Below are 21,350 nucleotides of genomic sequence, written 5' to 3' on the forward strand. Positions count from 1 at the left end.
AACTCGGTCCATCCTCTATTTGCGGTCATCACCGGGCTTGACCCGGTGATCCATGCCACGACGGAGCGAACTTCCAAGGTTGGGCCTGGAGATATCAAGCGGCATGGATGCCCGGATCAAGTCCGGGTATGACGACGGTGAAGGGGACTGTCCTACGTTAGCTATGCACTCCCGGATGCGGACGGCTAAGAGAAAGAAACCCTGCAGGTCAGGCAGCCGCGGGCATGGCGGTTTCGACCAGTTTGACCCAGTAGGAACAGCCGACGGGGATCAGATCGTCGTTGAAATCATAGGCCGGGTGATGGAGACCGGCGCTGTCGCCGTTGCCGGCGAAGATGAAGGCGCCGGGGCGTTCCTCCAGCATGTAGGAAAAATCCTCGCCGCCCATCATTGGTTCGATGTTGTGGTCGACCTTGCCCACACCGGAAATACCTTCGGCGATTTGCGCCGCGAAGTCGGTCTGGGCGTCGTGATTGACGGTGACCGGGTAGCCGCGGGTGAACTGCAGTTCCGCCGTCGCGCCGAATGTTTCCGCAACCGAGCTGACGATGGTTTCCATGCGCTGCTGCGCCAGATCGCGCATCTCCGGGGACAGGGTGCGCACGGTGCCGCGCAGCGTCACGTCCTGCGGAATGACGTTGAACGCATTGCCCCCCTGGAAAACGGTCACGGAGACGACGAGGGAATCGAGCGGGTTGGCATTGCGGCTGGCGATGGTCTGCAGGGCACTTACCATCTGTGCGCCGACGACGATCGGGTCGATGGTTTCGTGCGGCTTGGCCGCGTGACCGCCGCGGCCGGTGATGCGGATCAGGAACTCGTCCGTTGCCGCCATGATCCCGCCCTTGCGGATGGCGAATTCGCCAACCGGCAGGCCGGGGTAATTGTGCATGCCGTAGACTTCCTCGATCGGCCAACGGGTCATCAGCCCGTCCTCGATCATCGCCTTGGCTCCTGCGCCGCCTTCTTCGGCCGGCTGGAAAATCACCACGACGGTGCCATCGAAGTTGCGCGTTTCGGCGAGATACTTCGCCGCGCCCAGGAGCATGGCGGTGTGCCCGTCATGGCCACAGGCGTGCATCTTGCCGGGTACCTTGGACGCATAGGGTTTGCCGGTGATCTCCTCGATCGGCAGGGCGTCCATATCGGCGCGCAGGGCGATGGTCCTGCCGGCGCCGCCGTTCCTGCCCTTGATCACGCCCACGACGCCGGTTTTGCCGATACCGGTGGTGATCTCGTCCACGCCGAAGCTCTCAAGAAGTTCAGACACCTTGCCAGCGGTCCTGACCGTCTCATAGAGAACTTCCGGATTCTCATGGAGATCGCGGCGCCAGGCCGTTATCTCGTCGGTCAGGTCGGCAAGGCGGTTAATAACGGGCATGAAGAACTCCTGAAAAACAGCGGATCAGATGGCGTAGCCTAGGCCCACCCCGGACCCCGTCGCCGAAGCGGAAGGTGTTGGCAATAAACTACCTCAAGCGGCAAAAAGGGGAAGTGGCCCCGGAGAAAAACTTTTGTGCCCGGACAAGGGTAGTGGACAGCCTGCGCTAACCTGCCAATACCGGATTTTCTTTCGTCATGCGAAAGACACGGGTGCGTTTGATTTCATTGTCCTCGAGTGCGCCGACAACCGGGACATTGTAGGAGGCGAGCTCAGTCAGCCGGGTCTTCGGCAGGTAGGATCTACCCGGGTCGCCGACCAGTACATCCGTGCCCCGGTCGAGCAACCTGTCTATCAGTCCGAGCACCTTTTCCGCCATCTCCCTGTCGTAAAAAACGTCACCGAAAAAGACGATGTCGGCTTCCGGCAGCGGCGAAGTGGTGATGTCCTTCATTTCGAGACCGAGCACGACGCCGTTGAGTTCCGCATTGAGGCCGGTGGCCGCAAGGGCGAAGGGGTCGATATCGACCGCGTGGCAGGAGGTGGCACCGGCCATCATGGCGGCTATGCCCACAAGACCGGAGCCGCAGGCAAAGTCGACAATCCGCTTGCTCCCGACGAGTTCGGGCGTGTCGAGAATATAGCGGGCAAGACCCTGGCCGCCTGCCCAGGCAAAGGCCCAGAAAGGGGGCGCGAGACCGAGTTCGCCAAGATCCTCCTCGGTCTTTTGCCACAACGCCATGGCCTCATCGGCCACATGCAGGCGGATTTCTTCCGCATGCGGTACCGGTTTTATCCGGGTCTCCCGGCGGATGAAGTCGATGGGATCCTTGATCGGCGTCATTCGCTTCATCACTTCGGTAAGCTGCCAGAGATGTTCAGGCAGGTGTCTTCAGGCCGCCCATTTCGCAGACGATCTTCCATTCCTCTTCGGTGACCGGCTGGACCGACAGGCGCATGGAGGTGACCAGGGCCATCTTGGCAAGGCGCGGTTCCGCCTTGACGTCGGCCAGCGTCACCGGCTTGGGCACGTCGCGGACAGCCTTGAAGTCCACGCATTCCCAGCGCGGGTCGTCGATGGTGGTATCGGGATGGATCTCGCTGCAGACCTTCACAATGCCAACCACTTCCTTGCCGATATTGGAATGGTAAAAGAACGCCTGGTCGCCGATCTCCATGGCGCGCATGTTGTTGCGTGCCTGGTAGTTGCGGATCCCGTCCCATTGTTCGCCGGCGTCGCCTTTGGCTTTCTGCTGTTCCCAGGACCATTTGTCCGGTTCTGATTTGATCAGCCAGTACTGCACTTATTTCGTCTCCGGATTCTTGATCGCCCAGTTCCACGGACGGATTTCAACGCTTTCGAACAGACCGGCCGCCGCATAGGGATCTTCCTGGGAAATGGCGAGGATTTCATCGCGGTTGGCCGCTTCGATCACCACGAGCGAGCCGGTCATGTTGCCGTCGTCGTCCATGAAAGGACCTGCAGCCTTCAGACTGTCGCCCAGGCCCTTGAGGAATTCCAGATGCGCCGCGCGATTGTCCAGACGGGTTTGCAGGGCACCGTGCTTGTCGGTGCAGATCAGGGCATAGAGCATGAAACGAGATCCTCAGATTGTCGAATTCCGCACGAACCTAGGGTGGTGAGGAAGCAAACTCAATGGGAGAAAATTTCTTCGCGGTTCCGTGCGATATGCAAATGCCGTTGCCTCAGCAAGCAGAATGGCGCGAGGGCTCCGGATCTCCCTGCGGTCAAATGCCCGCCGTCTCCGCCTTCAGTGGCCGGGCCATCAGGGTGTTGAGCGCGTCGTCTATGGTGAGGTCCTCGTCGATCATCTGGGCGACGGTTTCGCAGATCGGCACCTCGACATCGTATTTTTCCGCCAGCTTGACGGCGACGCGCGCCGAATAGGCGCCCTCAGCAAGTTTTCCACCGGCCGAGATCAGGTCGGACGCCATGAAACCTTCACCGAGCCGCAGGCCGAAGGAGAAGTTGCGTGACTGGGTGGAGGAACAGGTCAGAACAAGATCGCCGAGGCCTGAAAGACCCGTCAGCGTTTCGCTCTGCGCACCCATGGCAGCGCCGAGGCGGGAGAGTTCGGCAAAGCCGCGCGCCGTCAGCGCCGCCTGCGCACTGGCGCCGAGCTTGCGGCCGGCAACGGCGCCGCAGGCAATCGCCAGAACGTTCTTCAACGCGCCGCCGATCTGCGTGCCGAGAATGTCAATCGAGGCGTAGGGCCGGAAACTCGGCGATTGCAATGCCTCGCACAGGCTGAGCGCGGTTTTCGTCGAGGTCGCGGCAATCGTGACCGCCGTTGGCAGGCCGCGCGCCACATCGTCGGCAAAGCTTGGCCCCGAGAGAACGCCGGGCTCCACGCCGGGCAGTTCCTCGCTCATGACCTTCGACAGCAGCTTTCCGGAGGATTGTTCGATGCCCTTGGCGCATAGAACGACCGGCCCACGCGCCTTGCCGGTCTTTTTAAGGGCGGCCAGCATGGCGCGGGTGGTCTGCGCCGGGGTGACCAGCAGGAGGGCATCGGCATCCGCGGCCTCGGCCAGTGAATTTGTGGCGTTGAGGTCTTCATCGAAGGTGATGCCGGCCAGATAGGCGGCATTCTGGCGGCGGGCGCGAATATCGGAGACGATCGCCGGGTCGCGGGCCCACAGACGAACCTCCCGCCCGGCGCGGGCAGCCGTCAGGGCCAGAGCCGTTCCCCAGGCCCCGCCGCCAATGACGCCGACTGTCTTAATGGCGCCCATCGTTCTGCCTTTCCATCCGCGACCGTAGTGTATCAAGCTGCGCTCCAAATTCTTCAAAGAACATGATCCTGGGCGGCGCATCGTTGGCGAAAAGATCGACCCAGAACAGGCGGAACCGGATTGGCGGTCCGCCTGAACTCGGCGTCATTTCGTAGTGTTCCCATTCTGCAGCGGGTTTTTCACGAATGCGACCGTGAAAGTGCCGCCGCCGATGCAAGCCGGGGAGACATCCGGGCACATCTTTGATGATGTGATCCTGGTCCGCGAACGATTCGAGCGCGATATCCAACGAAAGTCCTGTCTCCTCGAAAAACTCGCGTCTGGCAGCCTGGAGATAGCTTTCGCCCGGATCCAGAGTGCCGCCGGGAACTTGGAGGTCCGGGTTGGGGTGATCCGGTTCGATAAACACCAGAAGTTCCGGTCCGCAGGTCAGATAGACATAGGCCTTGTGGTAGAGTTTCACGCTGAAATCCTTGAAGCCGGGTGTCCTCAGGGGGTTTTTGCGGGGCGGTGCAGGCGGGTGCGCAGGGCGTCCAGAGGTGCCCCGAACGCGGCAAAGAAGTTTTCTTCGTCGAGCGCTTTCGTGCTGAAGAGATCGATCCAGGAGAACCGGCAGCGAATCGGATCGCCGCCGCCGCTCGGAAACATCTCGTAGTGCTCCCAGGTGTCCCGTGGTTTATCGGCCAGCCGTACGTGATAATTTCGCCGGATGTGACGGCCCTTCAACGGCCGGTCCGGTGGGGCACGGAACTGGCCGACCGGAGCGATGGTTTCGAAGGGCAGATCCTGGCTGGAAAAGTGTTCGAAGGCCGCGTCGATGCTCAGCCCGGTCTCCTCGGCAAATTCGCGCATGGCGCCATGCAGGAAGCTTTCGCCCGGATCGATCGTGCCGCCGGGAACCTGAAGCCCGAGATAGGGATCATCCGGTTCGTCGAAAACCAGAAGATCCGTGCCGCACGTCAGGTAGACATAGGCCTTGTGGAAGAGCCGCATAGCGGAAAATGTCCTTGTTTGAAACCATGCGTTCCTAACAGGCTCGCGGTCCGCGCAAAAGGGCCAAGCTTCGATTGGAACGAATAAACCGGGCGTTGATCTTCAGACCTTGGCGCCCTTCTTGCCGGCTCCGAGCACACCGGCGCTTTGCGAATCGAGAGGCCAGCGCGGGCGCGGCGACAAGGCCATGTCGTCGACCGGGCCCTGTTGCAGCCGTTCGATGCCCGCCCAGGCGATCATGGCGGCATTATCCGTGCAGAGCGCCATCGGCGGGGCGACGAAACGGGCCCCTGCCGCATTGGCGGCATCAAGCAGGCTTTGCCGGATTTCCTGATTGGCGGCGACGCCTCCGGCAACGACGATCACCGGCTCCGCGTCCGGATGCCGCTCATGGAAAAGGTCGAGGGCGGATCTTGTCCGCGCCGCCAGCACGTCGGAAACGGAGCGCTGGAATGCGGCGCACAGGTCGGCGACAGTCTGCTCGTCAACCGGCTCCAGCTTCTTGGCCTGTGTTCTGAGAGCTGTTTTCAGGCCTGCGAAGGACATGTCGAGACCCGGCCGGTCGAGCAGGGGGCGCGGCAGCCGGAACCGTGTCACGTCTCCCTTTGCCGCCATCTTTTCCACATGCGGTCCACCCGGATAAGGCAGGCCGAGCAGCTTGGCGGTCTTGTCGAAGGCTTCGCCGATGGCGTCGTCGATGGTCGTGCCGAGGCGTTCGTAGTCGCCGACGCCGCGCACCAGGAGGAACTGGCTGTGGCCACCGGAAACAAGCAGAAGCAGGAAGGGGAAGTCCAGATCGTCAGTCAGGCGTGCGGTCAGCGCATGGCCTTCCAGGTGATTTACGCCGACAATCGGCTTGCCGGCTGCCATGGCGATGGCCTTGGCCGTCATGAAACCGACGATGACGCCGCCGATCAGGCCGGGCCCGGCGGTGGCCGCGACAGCATCGATGTCCTCCCAGCCGCAGCCAGCCTCGTGCATGGCTTCGGCAACGATCCTGTCGAGGATGTCGATATGCGCGCGCGCGGCAATTTCGGGCACCACGCCGCCGAATTGCGTATGCTCGGCGATCTGCGAGCGGATGGTGTTTGACAGGATCTGCCGGTTCAGCGGGCCGCGAACAACCGCGGCCGCCGTTTCGTCGCAGCTCGTTTCGATACCGAGGACCGTCAGATTGGTCGCATTGTCATTTGAATTGACTGAGGTCATTGGTCTTGCGGTGCTGGCCTGTGCTAGGACATCTCAATGAAGCAAATCAGTTTCCCGGCGCATTTCCTGCCGGGCGTAACATCCGGACGGTAAACCTTGCAATCAAATCCTTTGCGCATCGGCACGAGAGGCAGCGCGCTGGCGCTGGCGCAGGCTGCAGAAACCCGCGACAGGCTGATGAGCGCCCATCGTCTCGCCGAGGACGCTTTCGAGATCGTCGTCATCAAGACTTCCGGCGACCGGATCCAGGACCGACCCCTGTCGGAAGTAGGCGGCAAGGGGCTGTTCACCAAGGAGATCGAGGAAGCGCTGATGGACGGGCGGATCGATCTTGCTGTTCATTCCTCCAAGGACATGCCGACGGTTTTGCCGGCCGGTCTTGAGCTGACGGCTTTTCTGCCGCGCGAAGATGTGCGCGATGCCTTCCTGTCGCCCAAGGCGAAGACGCTGACGGATCTGCCGCAGGGCGCTGTTGTCGGATCCAGCTCCCTGCGCAGGCAGGCGATGATCAAGCGGCTGAGGCCGGACATTGAAGTCGTGATGTATCGCGGCAACTTGCAGACCCGGTTGCGCAAGCTGGCGGAGGGCGAGGTGGACGCGACGCTTCTGGCGGCCGCGGGATTGAGACGGCTTGGGCTGGAAGGCGAAATCACCAGTCTTCTGGAAGTCGACGATTTCCTGCCGGCAGTCGGGCAAGGGGCGATCTGCATCGAAAGCCGGACAGACGACGACGCCACGCGCACAATGCTCGCGGCTATTCACGATCTCGACACGCAGGTCCGGCTGGACGCGGAACGGTCCTTCCTTGCCGTTCTCGACGGCTCGTGCCGCACGCCCATCGGCGGACTGGCGACCCTCCGGGACGGAATGCTGCATTTCAGGGGCATCGTATTGAGGCCGGACGGTTCGGAGGCGCATGTGACCTCCGGGAGCGGCGCGCCGGCACGTGCGGTAGAGATCGGTATTTCGGCCGGCGAGACCCTGAAAGCACTGATGGGCTCGGGATTTTTCCAGGATCACTGACCATGCGATTTCTGGTGACAAGGCCTCAGCCCGACTGCAAGCGAACAGCGGACAAGTTGCGGGCCGCCGGTCACCTGGCTGACGAAGCACCGGTTCTGGAATTTCAAATTTTGCCTCTTGAACCGCTCGACCTTTCCGGCGTATCCGCCGTTGCGGTTTCAAGCCGGCGTGCGGTGTCCGTTTTGCGCGAACACGCTCAAATCGGAGAACTCCTGGATCTTCCCGTGTTCACTGTGGGGGAGGCGACGGCCGAAGGCTGCAGACAGGCGGGATTTCAGGACGTGCGGTCCGCAGGCGGGGATTTCGCGGCGCTGGGTGCGCTCATTCTCCGCGAGCGCGCAGGACTTGGTCCGGGTGCGGTCTTCTATCCAGCGGCAGAAGACCGGGCGGGAGATCTGGCGAGCTTCCTGAAGACAGCAAACCTGGCCTGCCGCACGCAGGTTGTCTACCGTATGGATCCCGCGGAGAAACTGCCTTCCGGAATTGTGACGGCGCTGAGCCGAGCAGCCTATGACGGTGTGCTTGTCTATTCGAGGCGAACGGCGGAGACGCTGCTGTCGTTGTTGAAATCCTCCGGGCTCGACGCAGTGGTGCCGGATTTGCATATCTACGCCATTTCGTCGCATGCGGCGGAACCGTTTGCCGGGTTCAAGAGTGTACAAGTTGCGAATGCACCTTGCGAAACGGCGCTTCTGGATCTGGTATTAGCGGAGTGTTAACCAGATCCGGGGGAGTCCTTCTATTGCGGCGCGGAAAAGTCTTGCGCACGGCGGTACCGCTTCGCAAAGAGGCGTGTATAGTGAAGGTCTTGGAGCTGACGGTTCCGGGGCCGGGGCAGGTTCGGGAGAAGTGCAGATGACGACGGACAATAAATCTTCTGGCGGGACGTCCTCTTCAGGCGGAAGCGGATCGTCGGGCAAACCCGACCCAGCATCCACGTCCTCCACCTCCTCCAAGCGCCCGGTCACGATCGACCTTGCGGCCGAAAAAGTAAGTGCGAAACCTGCGTCCACGGCTTCGCCGGGCGGGACATCATCGACAGGCTCGACGAGTTCTACGCGGCCGGGAAGCACTCCTTCATCTGCCGGGACATCTTCGGGGGGCACATCCGTGCCGCCTTCGGGATCATCCTCGGCCACCACGAAACCCGGCTCGACGGGAACAGGCTCTTCATTCAGCTCCACGGGAAGTTCATCCACCCGGACGACAACGGGTTCGACCGGCAGTCCGACAGGGAGTTCTACCGGGAGTTCCTACGGCAACAAACCTGCCTCCTCCACGTCGTCCACAACCACGGGCGCCTCTTCCACGGCGTCATCCGCGGGCACATCATCCGCGGGCACGGGGGCAACGTCCACCGGCACGAGCCGTCCGTCGGCTTCCAGCGCGGGCTCCCGTCCGCCCGGGTCGACGAGTTTTTCCAATCCGCCTGCAGCGCAAGACCGCGGCGGTATCGGCGCTTTTGGGGTTATCGTCGCGGCGGTGATCGGGGGTGTTCTGGTTCTCGGTGGCGGATACGGCCTCTATCAGGCCGGGATCGTCAAACTGTCGCCGGAGCAAAACCAGCAAGTGACCAGCGCGCTATCTTCGGCGGAGCGCAAGATCGCCGACCTGGAGAGCAAACTTGAGAATGTGACCTCGACCGTGAGCAGGCAGGATCCGGCGAACGCCGTCACTGCGCTGGAGGCGAAGGTTTCAGATCTTGAAACGAAACTGCAGGGCGCTGTGTCGGCGGCTCCGGCCGACGTCTCTCCCGCCATTGACGCATTGCAGAAAGAGGTGGCGGACCTGCGCAGCGGCGTTGCCTCGGCAACGGGTGGCTCCGGCGAAGCCGGTCCGGCCGATCTCGCGCCGCTGGAAACCCGGCTGACGGCGCTGGAAACGGCCGCGAAAGATCAGAGCCAGGTGGATCTGACACCCCTGGAAACGCGCCTTTCGAAGCTTGAAAGCGATACAAGCTCCACCTCTTCGGAAGCGGACAAACTGTCCGGATCGGTCTCCGGGGTGGAAACCGGACTGACGGAACTGAAAGCCACGCTCAGCAAGCTCGAGACACAGCTGCAGAATACCGAAGCGACGGCAAAAGCGGCGCAAACGGCGGTATCCACTTCGGATGTTTCGCTGAAAACCCTTGCCGACAGCCAGGCCCGGGCGACGGAAACGCTCTCAAGTCTTGCCGCCGACATAAAATCCGTCGGCTCGGCCAACAGCTCCGCGCTGGAAGACATCCGCGCCGAACTGGACACGCTTTCCAAGCGGGTGGCCAAGGTGGAAGCAACCATGGGCGACGCGACGGCGCGAGAAGTGGCCGCGCGGGCGCTCTCGGTCTCCGCGCTCCGGTCCGCCGTCGATTCCGGTCGTCCCTACGAAACCGAACTGACGGCGGTCAAGGCGGGCCTGCCCGCCGATATGGATCTGAAAGCGCTGGAAAAATATTCCGGGACCGGTGTTGAACCGGTTGCCGTCCTGATCGCTCAATTTCCGGCGGAGGCGCGCAAGATCTATCAAACCTTCGCCGAACCTGACCGTTCGGCCGACATGCTGGACAGCCTGCTTGCCAGTGCAAAGTCTCTCGTCGCGGTGCGTGGGCCGGGCGATGCCGACGGGACCGGGCCGGAGGCCGCGCTGCGGCGGATGGAAAATGCTGTCGCCGGCGGAGACCTGAACGGGGCGCTGGCAGCCTACAAGACCCTGCCGGAGGCAGGGCAGGCAGCGGCGAGCGATTGGGCCGCGCGGGCCGAGGCACGGGTCGAGGTAGATGAGCTGACCGACAAGGCCTCGCAGGAAGTGCTGAATGCCCTTGCGGCAAAAGACAGTTGACCGGCGGCCGATATTGCGGCTGACGGGTTATGAAATTCCACCGTATCCTGCCCATGTTCGCCCGAACGCCGGATACTGTGGACGATTTTGGGCCGGCGATGGCCGGCAACCCTTGGGAGCGTACTGAATGATCCGCGTCCTTCTTTTTTTCGCGATACTGTTCGCCCTTGCAGTGGGCTTTGCCTGGCTGTCGGATGTGCCCGGCATGATCTCGATCAGCTGGAACGGTTATGTCTGGGAACAGCCGCCGGCGGTCGTCGCCGTTGTCGCCGGTGTGCTTCTGGCGATCTTCCTCGCGGTCGTCTGGGTCATTCGCGTGATTTTGAAATCACCGCATATCGCCAGCCGGTTTTTTCAGCGCCGGCGCAAGGACAAGGGGTATCAGGCCCTGTCGCAGGGGCTGATCGCGCTGGGGACAGGCAATTCCAAACAGGCGCGCCGTCATGCGGTGGATGCGGACCGGCTGCTGAGCGACGAGCCGGCAGCGAAACTTCTGCTGGCGCAGACGGCGCAACTTGCCGGCAAGGATGACGAGGCGCGCGGCCGTTTCGAGGCGATGCTTGAGGATCCGCGGACAAAGGCTCTTGGGCTGCACGGGCTTTTCGTGGAAGCCGAACGTCACCGGGAGCCTGTTGCCGCCCGGCACTATGCCGAGGAAGCCGCGAAAACCTCACCCGGCCTGGAGTGGGCCGGCAAGGCGGTGCTCGGCTACCAGGCCGTGGCCCATCATTGGGACGAGGCACTCAAGACACTTGAGCGCAATTACGCCGCCAAGATGATGGACAAGAAAACCTATCGCCGTCAGCGTGCCGTCATCCTGACCGCGCTTGCGCAAAAGCTTGAGGACGGTGAGCCGGAACGGGCCTATTCGCTCGCCAAGGAAGCGCACGGCATGGCGCTGGATCTCGTGCCTGCGGCCGTGCTGACCTCGCGCCTGGCCACGCGCCGCGGCGATATCCGCAAGGCGTCGAAGGTGCTGGAAACGACCTGGCGGCTTTTCCCGCATCCCGAACTTGCGGAAACCTATGCCCATGTGCGCACGGGGGACTCTGCCGTCGACCGGCTGAAACGGGTCAAATCCCTGTCTGCTCAACGCGCCAACACGGGGGAAGGCGCTCTTGCGGTCGCACAGGCGGCTCTGGAGGCGCGGGAATTCGACGAAGCCCGGGCACAGTTGAAAAAGGTTCTGCAGTCCGAGCCGTCCCGCAAGGCGTTCCTGCTGATGGCGGAAGTGGAAGAAGCCGAACATGGCGACAGGGGCCGGATGCGCGACTGGCTCGCGCGCGCCATCAAGGCGCCGCTCGACAAGGTGTGGATGGCCGATGGGGTCGTTTCCGCCGATTGGCAGGCGGTCTCCCCGGTCACCGGCAAGCTGGACGCCTTCAACTGGGTGACACCCGGCGGCCTGTCCGATGAAGAGAGCGTCCTTCTGGAAGACAGTGTGTTCGAGGCGCCGGCACTTCCGGCTGCCGCTGTGGCGGCAGCTTCCTCTTCCCTCGGGTCGTCCGAGGCAAAGGCCGATAAACCCGGGGACGACCTGGAAACTGTCGATCTGACGCCCGAGCCGGTCTCGCCGAAGCCAGTTGCTCCGAAGCCGGCCTCAAAGGAACCGGAAGCGCAGACGAAGACCGAAGCTTCGCCGGAAACGGTTGAGCCGGACAAGGAGAGCGTGAAGGGCCATGAGGGGACAACGGATGACGTCGGTCTTACCCCGCCGCTGAACGACTTGCCGGAAACGCCGAAGGCCGCGGAGAAGACGGCTGAACCCGAAAAATCCGCACCAGTCAAACCGTCCGAACCAATCAAGGCGGACAACGCACCGAAGCTGGACGGGCCCCCGAAGGAGGCTTCGGCCACGGAAAAGCCGGCGGTGACATCCAGCGCGGGCGAGCCAGGCAAAAGCAAGCCGGTGGATAAAAATCCGATACCCGGCAAGGAAGAACTGAACGGTCCGATCGAATTCGCCCTGACCCGCATGCCCGACGATCCGGGGCCGGACGACGACGAAGACACCGCGGACAAGAAGCCGAGGCCCCGGTTCTTCAATTGAGTTTCCGGTGACTGCGGGTCTTGCTCTGGGCCAACCGGCCGGTCCCGGCTCAAGGCCGGGACAGCGACGGGGGGGATTCCATCCAAATCCGACCCGCAGGGCCGAAAATGGCGCACGCAGACGGGCTGTGGCGAGCCAGATGTGATATCCTTTGCGGAACTCGCAGTTAGCCTCTTGCATCCGGTGCCAAGCTCCGGTAATTAGCGGCGCACCCGGCAACACCGGGGATATGCGCCATATAGCGCCTTGCCTGTATTTTCAGGTAGATCGCCGCTTTAGCTCAGGTGGTAGAGCACATCATTCGTAATGATGGGGTCGCAGGTTCGAGTCCTGCAAGCGGCACCATATCTAGACACTTGAATTAATTGTCTATTTTGCTCTTCCTGCAACATAGAATTCCAGTTGAACAAAGCTGCTTTGGTACGTTCTGGGCACAGCGGGTTCAAGCATGGCATCGATCAGCGGACATGGAGCCACAAATATGCTGATGCGATACGCCCATGCTGAAACAACCAGGTTGGCAAGGAAGTTGGAACCGGCAGAATTACCGGGCAGATGAGGCCAATAGCGGGAAGCGGCTATGAACCAACCGGTCTCGCTTCGGTCAGTGCGCACAGATCCATGAAACCCTCAAGGGATCTACACCGCCGAGCTCTGCAATTACAGATCCGTACCCTAGCTTATTTCACTGAAATGCATGTGCACTGGGCACGATTGAAAATCTCTTGTGAAACACTTCCGAAAGTTGAGCTGTCAGAATGACTAACGCCTCTGGCCCCCATAACAATTGTGCCAGCCTCTATTTTTTCCTGCATCTTGAGGATCTCATCCGCAGGCTTCCCGCTGACGATTGGTAACAATTCAAACTCGACGCCATGCGTTCTGGCTTTCTCTGCAAAGTGATCAAGGATTATCTCACCGATCTTGTTGAGTATCTTGTCGGGAGCCGGGCCCAAGTTGGCCGAGATCGCTTTGTTCAGGATTTGTTGCAATGGTTTATCGAATTGGCTGGATATATCCAATGCCATCAGATCACTGGCAGCCTTGCCCCTCAGCAAAACATGGAGAATGCATAGGCGTCCCTGATACTTCGCGGCCAAATCTGCTGCGATCTTAAGTGCTTTCATTGAGTGGACAGAACCGTCCACCGGTATCAGGATTTTGTGCATGCTATGTCCAGCGACCTTATATTCATCGGATGACACTAGGGATAATCTGCCCGGATATGAAGTGTTCCCCAAATGGCAGAATGTTGCTGGTGCGTGAAATCAACATCTTTTGCGAATTTCATTGGGTTTTTGAAGCTGTACCAGGTGTGGACTCATAAAATTGTACTTTCAGGTCGTTCAGAAAATGATTGGCGCCAAGGCACAAGATCGCAGGAAACCTTTCTGGTTTTCAAGATTTTGCAACGCTGGAGACAGTCGCTTTCTGAACGATCCGAAGGACATCAATCCGGCTGCGAAGAGCCGCGTCAAAGCCTTTGCCCCATGCACCAAGGGTGGCGTCGATTTCCAGGACGCCGAGACATGAAAATGCTGATGACGTATGCTCACACAAGCGCAACAATACTCTCGTAAATCAATTCAGCCAGTTTGAGAGCGCAGTGTGACCGCCCTTCGGCTTAACAGGCTCAAATCATCAGTTACTGACACTTTTATACATTGCGTTTTTACGATCCGTATTTTCCGGATGGTTACTTTGATTTTGGATTGCCGAAACCGTTGCTTGATTTAAGGCGCCCAAGTTGATTCAATGAAAGAATCAGCAAGTCTTCCTTATTTCAAGAATGTTCCGCTGTTTGAATGCATGGAGAGCGGTGTGGGCAAAACGGCAAAACTCGAGTTTATCCGGCGGCTCGTTCCGCTGAGCCTCAGTGTGCTTGCAGTCGTCGGCGGGTTTTTCTTCATGTCGATGCTGAGCAGCCTTTTGTGTCTTGTGGCCGCCGCCGGTATTTACGCGGCGCTGCCCAGGCCAAGCGCCCCTTCCGGGGCGATCCGGCCGGTGTCCCGGCCGTCGGTGCTGGTTCTGGATCTCATTGGTTTCGCGCTTGGCATCCCACTGTTTTCGCTTGCTTTCATCGGCATGGGACTTACCACTGGCGGGCTTGCGCTCCTCTCTCTGTTTTGCCTCGCGCCGGCGGCCGGTTCGCTGGTGTTTTTCACGGCTGCGGTGCGTCAGCAAACCTCCTGGGTGCGTTTTTTCGGCAACGGATTCGAGTTCACCCAGTTGGGCCTGAGGGTCCGGGTCCTTTATGAGCAGCTTTCGAAGATGGAAGTCCGCTTGTGGGAGGCTCCCGGCCTGGCTGCCTGGTTTCAGGCAACGATCGGATCCAGCGGTCCGCGCTCCGCGGTGCTTCTGAATGGCGAGCAGAGCACAAAGACGCTTGTCTTCAAGCGGCGGGTGGACGGCGCCCGCTTCACGATTTCCTCCGAACTTGTTCCTGATCTTCAGCGTATCCTCATCGGCATTGACCGGGCGGGAATGGAGCTGCCGGACGGGATCAGCGAGTTGCAGCGCAGAAAGATCCGCATGCGCCGTGAACGCATGTATGGCGGGGAGCACCTGGAGCTGCCGCAGCCGACCGAGCAGAAGAACGTCGCGCGCATCGCAGCGCTGATAGAGCACGCCAGGCGCACCGCCGGGCATTGAGGTTCGGGCGGTCCAGGTTGTCACCGGTCCGTGCACACCGCTCAAAGCCGATCGCGCTCACGTCGTCATCCCGAGAGACAGCCTTTTGCATCCTCAGGAGGCGTATGTGCCTGGCCACCGGGGTGCGGTATGCCGAAGGGGACGAGGCCTGTCAGGTCGCAATCCAGTCCGGCTTGCGTTTTTCGAGGAACGCGGAAATGCCTTCCCTTGCCTCCGGTGTTTCCCAGGTGTCGGCAAGACGGCGGATGGTGTCTTCGATGATCTCGTCGGTGATGGCCGGGCCGAATGATCTGGCAAGTTTCTTGGAAGCGGCGACCGCTGCCGGGGCGGCGGCAAGATACGGTGTTACTTCCCGTTCGACAGCGCCGTCGAGCGCATCCGGTGAGACAACACTTGAGGCAATATCGAGCTCCCTGGCTTCCTGAACCCCGAATATCCTCGCCGACATGAATACCCGCCGCGCCTTGCCTTCTCCCATGCGTGCAAGCACATAGGGGCTGATCGTGGCCGGGATCAGGCCGAGACGGACTTCCGTGAGGCCGAATTTGGCGCTGTCCACGGCGATAACGCTGTCGCAGACACTCATCATGCCGATGCCGCCGCCGAAAGCCTGTCCCTGAACGCGGCCGATCAGCGGTTTGGGCAGCTCGTTGAGGGCCTTCAGCATCATGGCGAGTTTTCGCGCCTCGGCCATGCGTGTTGTGCGATCGGCCTCGAACTGGTCGCGCATCCAACCCAGATCGCCCCCGGCGCAGAAGCTTTTTCCGGCGCCGGTCAGAACCACGGCACGAACAGATGTGTTGGCGGCGAGGTCGTTCGCCGCCGACGTCAGTTCACCGATCATCGTGGCCGACAGCGAGTTGTGTTTTTCCGGCCGGTTCAGCGTGAGCGTTGCGACGCCGCGGGGATCAGCCGACAGGGAGATGGTCTCATATGTCACGGCTCCACACTCCTCAGGCTTTTGGCGAACGCCGCGACGTCTTCAAGCGCCGCGCGGTCGATGCCGGTTTCAAGCCCCTTGTCCGCCATCAGGCCGAGCACGGCTTCTGTCGCGACATTTCCCTTGGCGCCCGGCGCATAGGGGCAACCGCCAAGGCCGCCGACAGCACTGTCGAAGGTGCGCAGACCCTTTTCCAGATTGACCGCGATATTCTCCAGTGCCCGGCCCTTCGTGTCATGATAGTGGCCGGCCAGCCTGGCGGCGGGCACGGCTTCCAGTACCGCGTCCAGCATGGTGGCGACCGTCTCCGGCGTGCCGGAGCCGATGGTGTCTCCCAGGGAGATCTCGTAACAGCCGAGATCCAGAAGAAGCCTTGCGACTTCCGCGACCTTGTCCGGCGGGGTCGGTCCGTCATAGGGGCAATCGGTGACGCAGGAAACATAACCGCGAACGGGTATATCGTCTTCGCGGGCTTTCTCCAGCAGCGGCCGGAAGCGCTCGATGCTCTCGGCAATCGAACAATTGATATTTTTCTTCGAAAATCCCTCCGATGCCGAACCGAAGATCGCGACTTCATCGGCCGATGCCTTGCGGGCTGCTGTGAAGCCTTTGACGTTCGGCGTGAGAGCCGCATAACTGATGGCGGGATGCCGGTAGATGCCTTCCATCACGTCCTGAGCGTCGGCCATCTGCGGCACCCACCTGGGGCTGACGAAACTGGTCACCTCAATCTTGCGGAAACCGCAAGTCGACAACCGGTCCACCAGTTCGATTTTCTGCGCTGTCGGCACGAACTGTTTTTCGTTCTGCAGGCCGTCGCGCGGGCCCATCTCGAAGATGGTGACAAAGTCGGACATGTTTTTCCTCGTTGAGGTTACCGTTTGTGTGGTTTGTCATCCCCGCGCGGGCGGTCATGACAACAAGGGGCAGGAAAACCAGCGTTGCGCTTTTGCAGCCGCTGTCCTGAAAGGCTGGGCAAAGACGGCTGTTTCATGCTTCTCGCTCCGCGCGGGCCCGAAGGTCGCGGCGGATGACCTTGCCGGTGGTGGTCAGCGGCAGGGCGTCGACGAAGTCGATCTCGCGCGGATATTCATGGGCGGCGAGCCGGGTCTTGACGAAGGCGGCGATCTCCTCGGCGAGGTCGTCCGACGGCTCGATGCCACCTTTCAACACCACATAGGCCTTGACAATTTCAGTGCGTCGCGTGTCCGGCTTGCCGATCACACCGGCCATCGCCACGGCCGGGTGCCTGATCAGGCAGTCCTCGATCTCGCCCGGGCCGATGCGGTAGCCGGAGGAAGTGATGACATCGTCATCGCGGCCGACGAAGCGGATCCAGCCGTCTTCATCGCGCACGCCGGTGTCGCCGGTCAGCAGCCAGTCGCCGGCGAATTTTTCCTCCGTTGCCTGGCTGTTGTTCCAGTAGCCGAGAAACATCACCGGATCAGGACGGCCGACGGCGATGTTGCCCTGCGTTCCCTCAGGCAATTCCTCTCCGTCATTGCCGACGATGCTGACCCTGTGTCCCGGAACCGGTTTGCCCATGATGCCCGGACGGGACTGCATGAGCCTTGAACAGCTTGAAACGATCATGTTGCATTCGGTCTGGCCGTAAAACTCGTTGATGGTCAGACCGAAGGTCTTGCGGCCCCAGTCGATCAGTTCCGTGCCGAGCGTTTCACCTCCCGAGGCAACCGAGCGCAGGTTGAGACTCCAGCGCGTTTCGGGATCGGTCACCTGGCGCATCATCTTGAGCGCGGTGGGGGGCAGGAAGCTGTTGCGGATCTTCTGATCCTGAAGCAACTGGAAAGCGGCCTCTGCGGTGAATTTCCGGAACCTGCAGGCAACGACCGGAACGCCCAGACAGAGCGCCGGCATGAGCACGTCCAGTAGGCCCCCGATCCAGGCCCAGTCGGCGGGTGTCCAGATCCGGTCGCCGGTCTGGCCGAGAAAGTCGTGGCTCATTTCCACGCCGGGAAGATGGCCGAGCAGCACCCGGTGGCCGTGAAGTGCGCCCTTGGGCTGACCGGTGGTTCCGGAGGTGTAGATGATGATTGCCGGATCGTCGGGGCTCGCGTCGAACGGCTCGAAGGTTTCCTCGTGATCGGCCATATGCGCGGCAAGGTCCTCCGCCCCCGGGCTTTCGCCATCGGCGCAGAATACGGTCGTCAGGCCGGGAAGCCGGCTTCTGATCTTCTGGAGTTTTTCCGCGCCGCCGGCGTCGGTGATCACCGCTTTCGCTCCGGAATCGTTCAGCCGGTATTCCAGCGCTTCCTCGCCGAACAGCGTGAAGAGCGGAATGGTGATGGCACCGAGTTTCAGTGCGGCGATATGGGCGAAGGCGGTCTCGGGCCTTTGCGGCATCAGCACACCGACCCGGTCGCCTGGCCGGACACCCCGGGCAACCAGGAGATTGGCGAGCCGGTTTGAGAGGGTTTTCAGGTCACCATAGGAATAGCCGACCGTGTCACCGTCCTCCTGCGCATAGACGAGCGCCTCGCGGTTCGGGTCCTGTTCTGCCCATGCGTCGCAGATGGCGACGCCGATGTTGAACCTTTCCGGGATGTCCCAGGCAAAGTTCTGCACGAGGTCTGGGTAGCTCCGGCTGTCAGGCGGCAGCATTGCCGTCCTCCTCCGCGAGGGCCAGAAGGATGGTGCCGTCGGTGACCTGTTCGCCTTCAGACACCTGAACTTCGCCGATCACCCCGTCCCGGGGGGCCTTCAGCGTGTGCTCCATCTTCATGGCCTCCAGGATCAACAGGGGCTGGTCCTTTGTGACCGCGTCGCCTGTCCTTGCCGTGAGCACCTTGACGAGACCGGGCATCGGCGCGATGAGCTGGTCACCGGCGGCGGCTGCGTCTTCATCGGCGTTGAGCGTGTCCGGCAGCCCGATGATGAAGGCATTTCCATTCAGGAAGACAGTCAGTCCCCTTTCACCCTCGACGACGACCGTGCTGGCCCGGTGCCCCTGGCATTCATAGAGGCAGACGCCGTTCTCGGCACTGACAAGAACATATTCCCGGATACCGATTTCAAGCTGAACCGCGAACCGCCGTGGTGCGAGCGCATGGACTTCCACATCCCGCCGTTCGCCGGCGATTTCCAGCAGCGCGAATTGTCGCGAGGCGCTCCAGATCCGCCATCCGGCCAGGGCGTCGAAAGGGTCTGTCCCCGTCACCGGTTTGGTGAGGCCGAGAGCTGTGAGCGCCGCCATTGCAATGGCGTCCTCGGGGAGGTCCGGCTCGGCTATCAGATCGGCCAGATTACGGTCGATCAGGCCGGTATCGACGTCACCTGCGGCGAAACCTTCATGGCGGCAGAGAGCGGCAAGAAAAGCCGCGTTGGTGACGCAGCCGGCAACTTCCGTTTTTTCAAGGCTGGCAAGCAGCTTGCCAAGCGCGGCATCCCGGGTTGGGCCGTGCACGATTACCTTGGCGATCATCGGGTCGTAGAAGGGCGTGATCTCGTCACCGGCCCGCACGCCGCTGTCGACCCTGGCGGTGTCCTCTGGAAGCACAAGATGTTCCAGCGTGCCGATCGCGGGCAAGAAGCCTTTCGGTGCGTCCTCGGCATACAGGCGGGCCTCGAAGGCCCAGCCGTCAAAGGACAGATCTTTCTGGGTCTTCGGCAGAGCCTCGCCGGAGGCAACGCGGAGCTGCCATTCGACCAGATCCTCTCCGGTGATCATCTCGGTAACGGGGTGTTCCACCTGCAGGCGGGTGTTCATTTCCATGAAATAGAAGCGGTCGGCCCTCAGACCCTCGGAGACATCGGCGATGAACTCGATGGTGCCGGCGCCGCAATAGTTGATGGTCCTGGCCGCTTTTACCGCCGCCTCTCCCATGGCGTTTCGCATATCTTCCGGCATGCCGGGGGCCGGCGCTTCCTCGATCACTTTCTGGTGGCGGCGCTGCAGCGAGCAGTCGCGCTCGAACAGATGCGCCGCATTGCCGTGGCTGTCGCCAAAGACCTGGATTTCGATATGGCGCGGCGTGGTGAGATATTTCTCGATGAGCACGCGGCCGTCGCCGAAGCTCGCCTCGCCCTCGCGTTTCGCGCCCCTGAGGGCTTCGGCGAAATCCTGCGGGTCATCGACACGGCGCATGCCCTTGCCGCCGCCACCGGCGCGCGCCTTGATCAGCACCGGATAGCCGATCCGGCCCGCCTGGAGTTTGAGAAAGTCCGCGTCCTGATTGTCACCGTGATAGCCGGGCACCACCGGAACCCCGGCTTTCTGCATCAGGGCCTTGGCGGCATCCTTCAAGCCCATCGCGCGGATGGAAAAGGCGCTGGGGCCGATGAAGGAGATGCCGGCCTCTTCCAGCGCATCGACGAAATCCGGGTTTTCCGACAGGAAGCCATAGCCCGGGTGAACGGCCTGCGCACCGCTGCGCAGGCAGGCGTTAATGATCCTGTCGCTTTTCAGGTAGCTTTCAGCTGCTGGTGCGGGGCCGATGCGATAGGCCTCGTCGGCCATGGCGACATGCTTTGCTCCGGCGTCGGCGTCGGAATAGACGGCCACCGTACCGATGCCGAGCTTTTTCGCGGTCGCCATGACCCGGCAGGCGATTTCGCCGCGATTTGCAATGAGGATCTTGTTGAACATCAGTTGTTCGCCCTCCCGAGCGCATCGGCTTTGAAACTGGTGACGTCACCGCAACGGGTTCTTGTCAGGATCATCCTCACATTCCCTTCCTGCCGGCCGTCTTCAAGAAGGCCTGAACATGGAAGGCGATCGCTTCGGGCGCATCTTCCTGCATGAGGTGGCCTGCGCCGGGAACCGGAATGAATGCGGCTCCGGGGATCATGGCGTGCAATTCTCGGCCACGCTCGATCGGGATCCATTCATCGTCTTCTCCCCAAAGGATCTGCACCGGGCAGCGGATCTCGGAATAGAGATCCTGAATCTCGTCGGTATAGTGCTGGTCCATTTGCGCGATCTGCCGGTAGAATGCGGCCTGTTTCTCAACGCCGATCCATTGCTCCTCATAAGGGGTGAGTGTCTCCCGGCTCGCCTTGCGCTTCATGGCCGACTGGAGATAGGCGGGAAGGATGGCCTCGTGCATGTAATCTGGCATTCCGGCAAAGGCGGCTTCGTGATGTTTCACATGCTGCACCAACGGCGAGCCCCAGGGCCTGACAGCCACCGGATCGATCAGTGTCAGGCTGTTGTAGTCAACGTGGTCGATCAAATGGGTGCGCAGCGCCGTCGCCCCTCCAAAATCGTGAGCGACGATGTCCGGTTTCGCCAGGTTCCAGTGGTCGGCCAGGGCGGCGAACAGCCGATTCTGAACGCCGAGGGAGACGTCGTCAACCGGCCTGTCCGAGTTGCCGTAACCGAGCATGTCGAAAAAGTAGACCTGGCGTTCGGTAGCCAGCAAGGGCGCCAGCCGCGCCCACTCGTAAGACCAGAAGGGTGTGCCGTGCATGAGCACAACGGGCGCTCCCTCGCCGAGGCTGCCCCAGCGGATCGTGTGACCCTGGAAATCGAACGTTTCGGGTGTTTGCCAGTTTGTCATCCGTTC

20 protein-coding genes and 1 tRNA gene are annotated in these 21,350 nt (G+C 61.5%); 6 read left to right on the forward strand and 15 right to left on the reverse strand.

Annotation, left to right across the window (positions count from 1 at the left end; all coding sequences use genetic code 11):
* Nucleotides 1–208 precede the first annotated feature (208 nt).
* The 8 genes from OA90_RS08135 to tsaD all read right to left on the reverse strand — a co-directional run bounded on the left by OA90_RS08135 (nt 209) and on the right by tsaD (nt 6,304).
* A complete protein-coding gene (locus tag OA90_RS08135) occupies nt 209–1,381 on the reverse strand; it encodes a M20 aminoacylase family protein (RefSeq protein ID WP_068409309.1) in 1,173 nt (390 codons plus the stop codon).
* A 166-nt stretch (nt 1,382–1,547) separates the two neighbouring features.
* On the reverse strand, nt 1,548–2,225 hold the full coding sequence (locus OA90_RS08140; RefSeq protein ID WP_068409311.1) for a methyltransferase: 678 nt from the start codon (nt 2,223–2,225) through the stop codon (nt 1,548–1,550).
* Between the two features lie 34 nt (nt 2,226–2,259).
* Complete coding sequence (locus OA90_RS08145; protein ID WP_068409313.1) at nt 2,260–2,685, reverse strand: EVE domain-containing protein; 426 nt, start codon at nt 2,683–2,685, stop codon at nt 2,260–2,262.
* Nucleotides 2,686–2,976 (reverse strand): YciI family protein, encoded by a 291-nt coding sequence (locus tag OA90_RS08150; protein WP_068409316.1) that lies wholly within the window; start codon nt 2,974–2,976, stop codon nt 2,686–2,688.
* A gap of 154 nt (nt 2,977–3,130) precedes the next feature.
* Nucleotides 3,131–4,138: an NAD(P)H-dependent glycerol-3-phosphate dehydrogenase gene (locus OA90_RS08155; RefSeq protein ID WP_068409317.1), complete on the reverse strand. Its 1,008-nt coding sequence runs from the start codon at nt 4,136–4,138 to the stop codon at nt 3,131–3,133.
* The gene (locus tag OA90_RS08160) at nt 4,125–4,601 is read right to left on the reverse strand and encodes an NUDIX domain-containing protein (RefSeq protein WP_068409319.1); all 477 of its coding nucleotides are present in this window, start codon (nt 4,599–4,601) and stop codon (nt 4,125–4,127) included. The genes OA90_RS08155 and OA90_RS08160 overlap by 14 nt, the downstream gene beginning before the upstream one ends.
* A gap of 26 nt (nt 4,602–4,627) precedes the next feature.
* A complete protein-coding gene (locus OA90_RS08165; protein WP_068409321.1) occupies nt 4,628–5,131 on the reverse strand; it encodes an NUDIX domain-containing protein in 504 nt (167 codons plus the stop codon).
* 102 nt (nt 5,132–5,233) lie between these two features.
* A complete protein-coding gene (gene tsaD, locus OA90_RS08170; protein ID WP_068409765.1) occupies nt 5,234–6,304 on the reverse strand; it encodes a tRNA (adenosine(37)-N6)-threonylcarbamoyltransferase complex transferase subunit TsaD in 1,071 nt (356 codons plus the stop codon).
* A 132-nt stretch (nt 6,305–6,436) separates the two neighbouring features.
* On the opposite strand from tsaD, the gene hemC reads away from it, so the two are divergent.
* Complete coding sequence (gene hemC, locus OA90_RS08175; RefSeq protein WP_068409323.1) at nt 6,437–7,363, forward strand: hydroxymethylbilane synthase; 927 nt, start codon at nt 6,437–6,439, stop codon at nt 7,361–7,363.
* A gap of 2 nt (nt 7,364–7,365) precedes the next feature.
* Nucleotides 7,366–8,082 carry a uroporphyrinogen-III synthase gene (locus OA90_RS08180; RefSeq protein ID WP_068409325.1) on the forward strand — a complete coding sequence of 239 codons (717 nt, stop codon included), beginning with the start codon at nt 7,366–7,368 and terminating at the stop codon, nt 8,080–8,082.
* Nucleotides 8,083–8,616: 534 nt separating this feature from the next.
* Here OA90_RS08180 and OA90_RS28495 read toward each other — a convergent pair.
* Nucleotides 8,617–8,787 (reverse strand): hypothetical protein, encoded by a 171-nt coding sequence (locus OA90_RS28495; RefSeq protein ID WP_156510433.1) that lies wholly within the window; start codon nt 8,785–8,787, stop codon nt 8,617–8,619.
* A 58-nt stretch (nt 8,788–8,845) separates the two neighbouring features.
* On the opposite strand from OA90_RS28495, the gene OA90_RS08190 reads away from it, so the two are divergent.
* The 3 genes from OA90_RS08190 (at nt 8,846) to OA90_RS08200 (ending at nt 12,578) form a co-directional block, all read left to right on the forward strand.
* Nucleotides 8,846–10,183, forward strand: a complete 1,338-nt coding sequence (locus OA90_RS08190; protein WP_068409329.1) for a hypothetical protein — start codon at nt 8,846–8,848, stop codon at nt 10,181–10,183.
* Between the two features lie 127 nt (nt 10,184–10,310).
* Nucleotides 10,311–12,233, forward strand: a complete 1,923-nt coding sequence (locus OA90_RS08195) for a heme biosynthesis HemY N-terminal domain-containing protein (protein WP_068409331.1) — start codon at nt 10,311–10,313, stop codon at nt 12,231–12,233.
* Nucleotides 12,234–12,502: 269 nt separating this feature from the next.
* Nucleotides 12,503–12,578: transfer RNA gene (locus tag OA90_RS08200), tRNA-Thr, on the forward strand.
* Nucleotides 12,579–12,913: 335 nt separating this feature from the next.
* Here the strand turns inward: OA90_RS08200 and OA90_RS08205 are convergent.
* A complete protein-coding gene (locus OA90_RS08205; RefSeq protein ID WP_068409333.1) occupies nt 12,914–13,402 on the reverse strand; it encodes a universal stress protein in 489 nt (162 codons plus the stop codon).
* 652 nt (nt 13,403–14,054) lie between these two features.
* Here OA90_RS08205 and OA90_RS08215 point away from each other — a divergent pair.
* The gene (locus OA90_RS08215; RefSeq protein ID WP_208986036.1) at nt 14,055–14,885 is read left to right on the forward strand and encodes a hypothetical protein; all 831 of its coding nucleotides are present in this window, start codon (nt 14,055–14,057) and stop codon (nt 14,883–14,885) included.
* Nucleotides 14,886–15,036: 151 nt separating this feature from the next.
* Here OA90_RS08215 and OA90_RS08220 read toward each other — a convergent pair whose 3' ends face one another.
* The 5 genes from OA90_RS08220 to OA90_RS08240 form a co-directional block, all read right to left on the reverse strand.
* Nucleotides 15,037–15,825 carry a crotonase/enoyl-CoA hydratase family protein gene (locus tag OA90_RS08220; RefSeq protein WP_068409336.1) on the reverse strand — a complete coding sequence of 263 codons (789 nt, stop codon included), beginning with the start codon at nt 15,823–15,825 and terminating at the stop codon, nt 15,037–15,039.
* The gene (locus OA90_RS08225) at nt 15,822–16,682 is read right to left on the reverse strand and encodes a hydroxymethylglutaryl-CoA lyase (protein ID WP_068409339.1); all 861 of its coding nucleotides are present in this window, start codon (nt 16,680–16,682) and stop codon (nt 15,822–15,824) included. The genes OA90_RS08220 and OA90_RS08225 overlap by 4 nt, the downstream gene beginning before the upstream one ends.
* A 133-nt stretch (nt 16,683–16,815) precedes the next feature.
* Complete coding sequence (locus tag OA90_RS08230; RefSeq protein ID WP_199823644.1) at nt 16,816–18,447, reverse strand: acyl-CoA synthetase; 1,632 nt, start codon at nt 18,445–18,447, stop codon at nt 16,816–16,818.
* Nucleotides 18,434–20,431, reverse strand: coding sequence for an acetyl/propionyl/methylcrotonyl-CoA carboxylase subunit alpha (locus OA90_RS08235; RefSeq protein WP_068409341.1), 1,998 nt, complete (start codon nt 20,429–20,431; stop codon nt 18,434–18,436). The genes OA90_RS08230 and OA90_RS08235 overlap by 14 nt, the downstream gene beginning before the upstream one ends.
* A 76-nt stretch (nt 20,432–20,507) precedes the next feature.
* The gene (locus tag OA90_RS08240; protein ID WP_068409343.1) at nt 20,508–21,344 is read right to left on the reverse strand and encodes an alpha/beta hydrolase; all 837 of its coding nucleotides are present in this window, start codon (nt 21,342–21,344) and stop codon (nt 20,508–20,510) included.
* Between the last annotated feature and the right edge of the window lie 6 nt (nt 21,345–21,350).

Source organism: Labrenzia sp. OB1 (assembly GCF_001624695.1).
Taxonomy (GTDB): Bacteria; Pseudomonadota; Alphaproteobacteria; order Rhizobiales; family Stappiaceae; genus Roseibium.

Coding starts and splice junctions, on each gene's coding strand:
- OA90_RS08135 (WP_068409309.1), bottom strand. CDS start 1,381: ATGCCCGTTATTAACCGCCTTGCCGACCTGACCGACGAGATAACGGCC.
- OA90_RS08140 (WP_068409311.1), bottom strand. CDS start 2,225: ATGACGCCGATCAAGGATCCCATCGACTTCATCCGCCGGGAGACCCGG.
- OA90_RS08150 (WP_068409316.1), bottom strand. CDS start 2,976: ATGCTCTATGCCCTGATCTGCACCGACAAGCACGGTGCCCTGCAAACC.
- OA90_RS08155 (WP_068409317.1), bottom strand. CDS start 4,138: ATGGGCGCCATTAAGACAGTCGGCGTCATTGGCGGCGGGGCCTGGGGA.
- OA90_RS08165 (WP_068409321.1), bottom strand. CDS start 5,131: ATGCGGCTCTTCCACAAGGCCTATGTCTACCTGACGTGCGGCACGGAT.
- OA90_RS08180 (WP_068409325.1), top strand. CDS start 7,366: ATGCGATTTCTGGTGACAAGGCCTCAGCCCGACTGCAAGCGAACAGCG.
- OA90_RS08195 (WP_068409331.1), top strand. CDS start 10,311: ATGATCCGCGTCCTTCTTTTTTTCGCGATACTGTTCGCCCTTGCAGTG.
- OA90_RS08205 (WP_068409333.1), bottom strand. CDS start 13,402: ATGCACAAAATCCTGATACCGGTGGACGGTTCTGTCCACTCAATGAAA.
- OA90_RS08225 (WP_068409339.1), bottom strand. CDS start 16,682: ATGTCCGACTTTGTCACCATCTTCGAGATGGGCCCGCGCGACGGCCTG.
- OA90_RS08230 (WP_199823644.1), bottom strand. CDS start 18,447: ATGCTGCCGCCTGACAGCCGGAGCTACCCAGACCTCGTGCAGAACTTT.
- OA90_RS08235 (WP_068409341.1), bottom strand. CDS start 20,431: ATGTTCAACAAGATCCTCATTGCAAATCGCGGCGAAATCGCCTGCCGG.
- OA90_RS08240 (WP_068409343.1), bottom strand. CDS start 21,344: ATGACAAACTGGCAAACACCCGAAACGTTCGATTTCCAGGGTCACACG.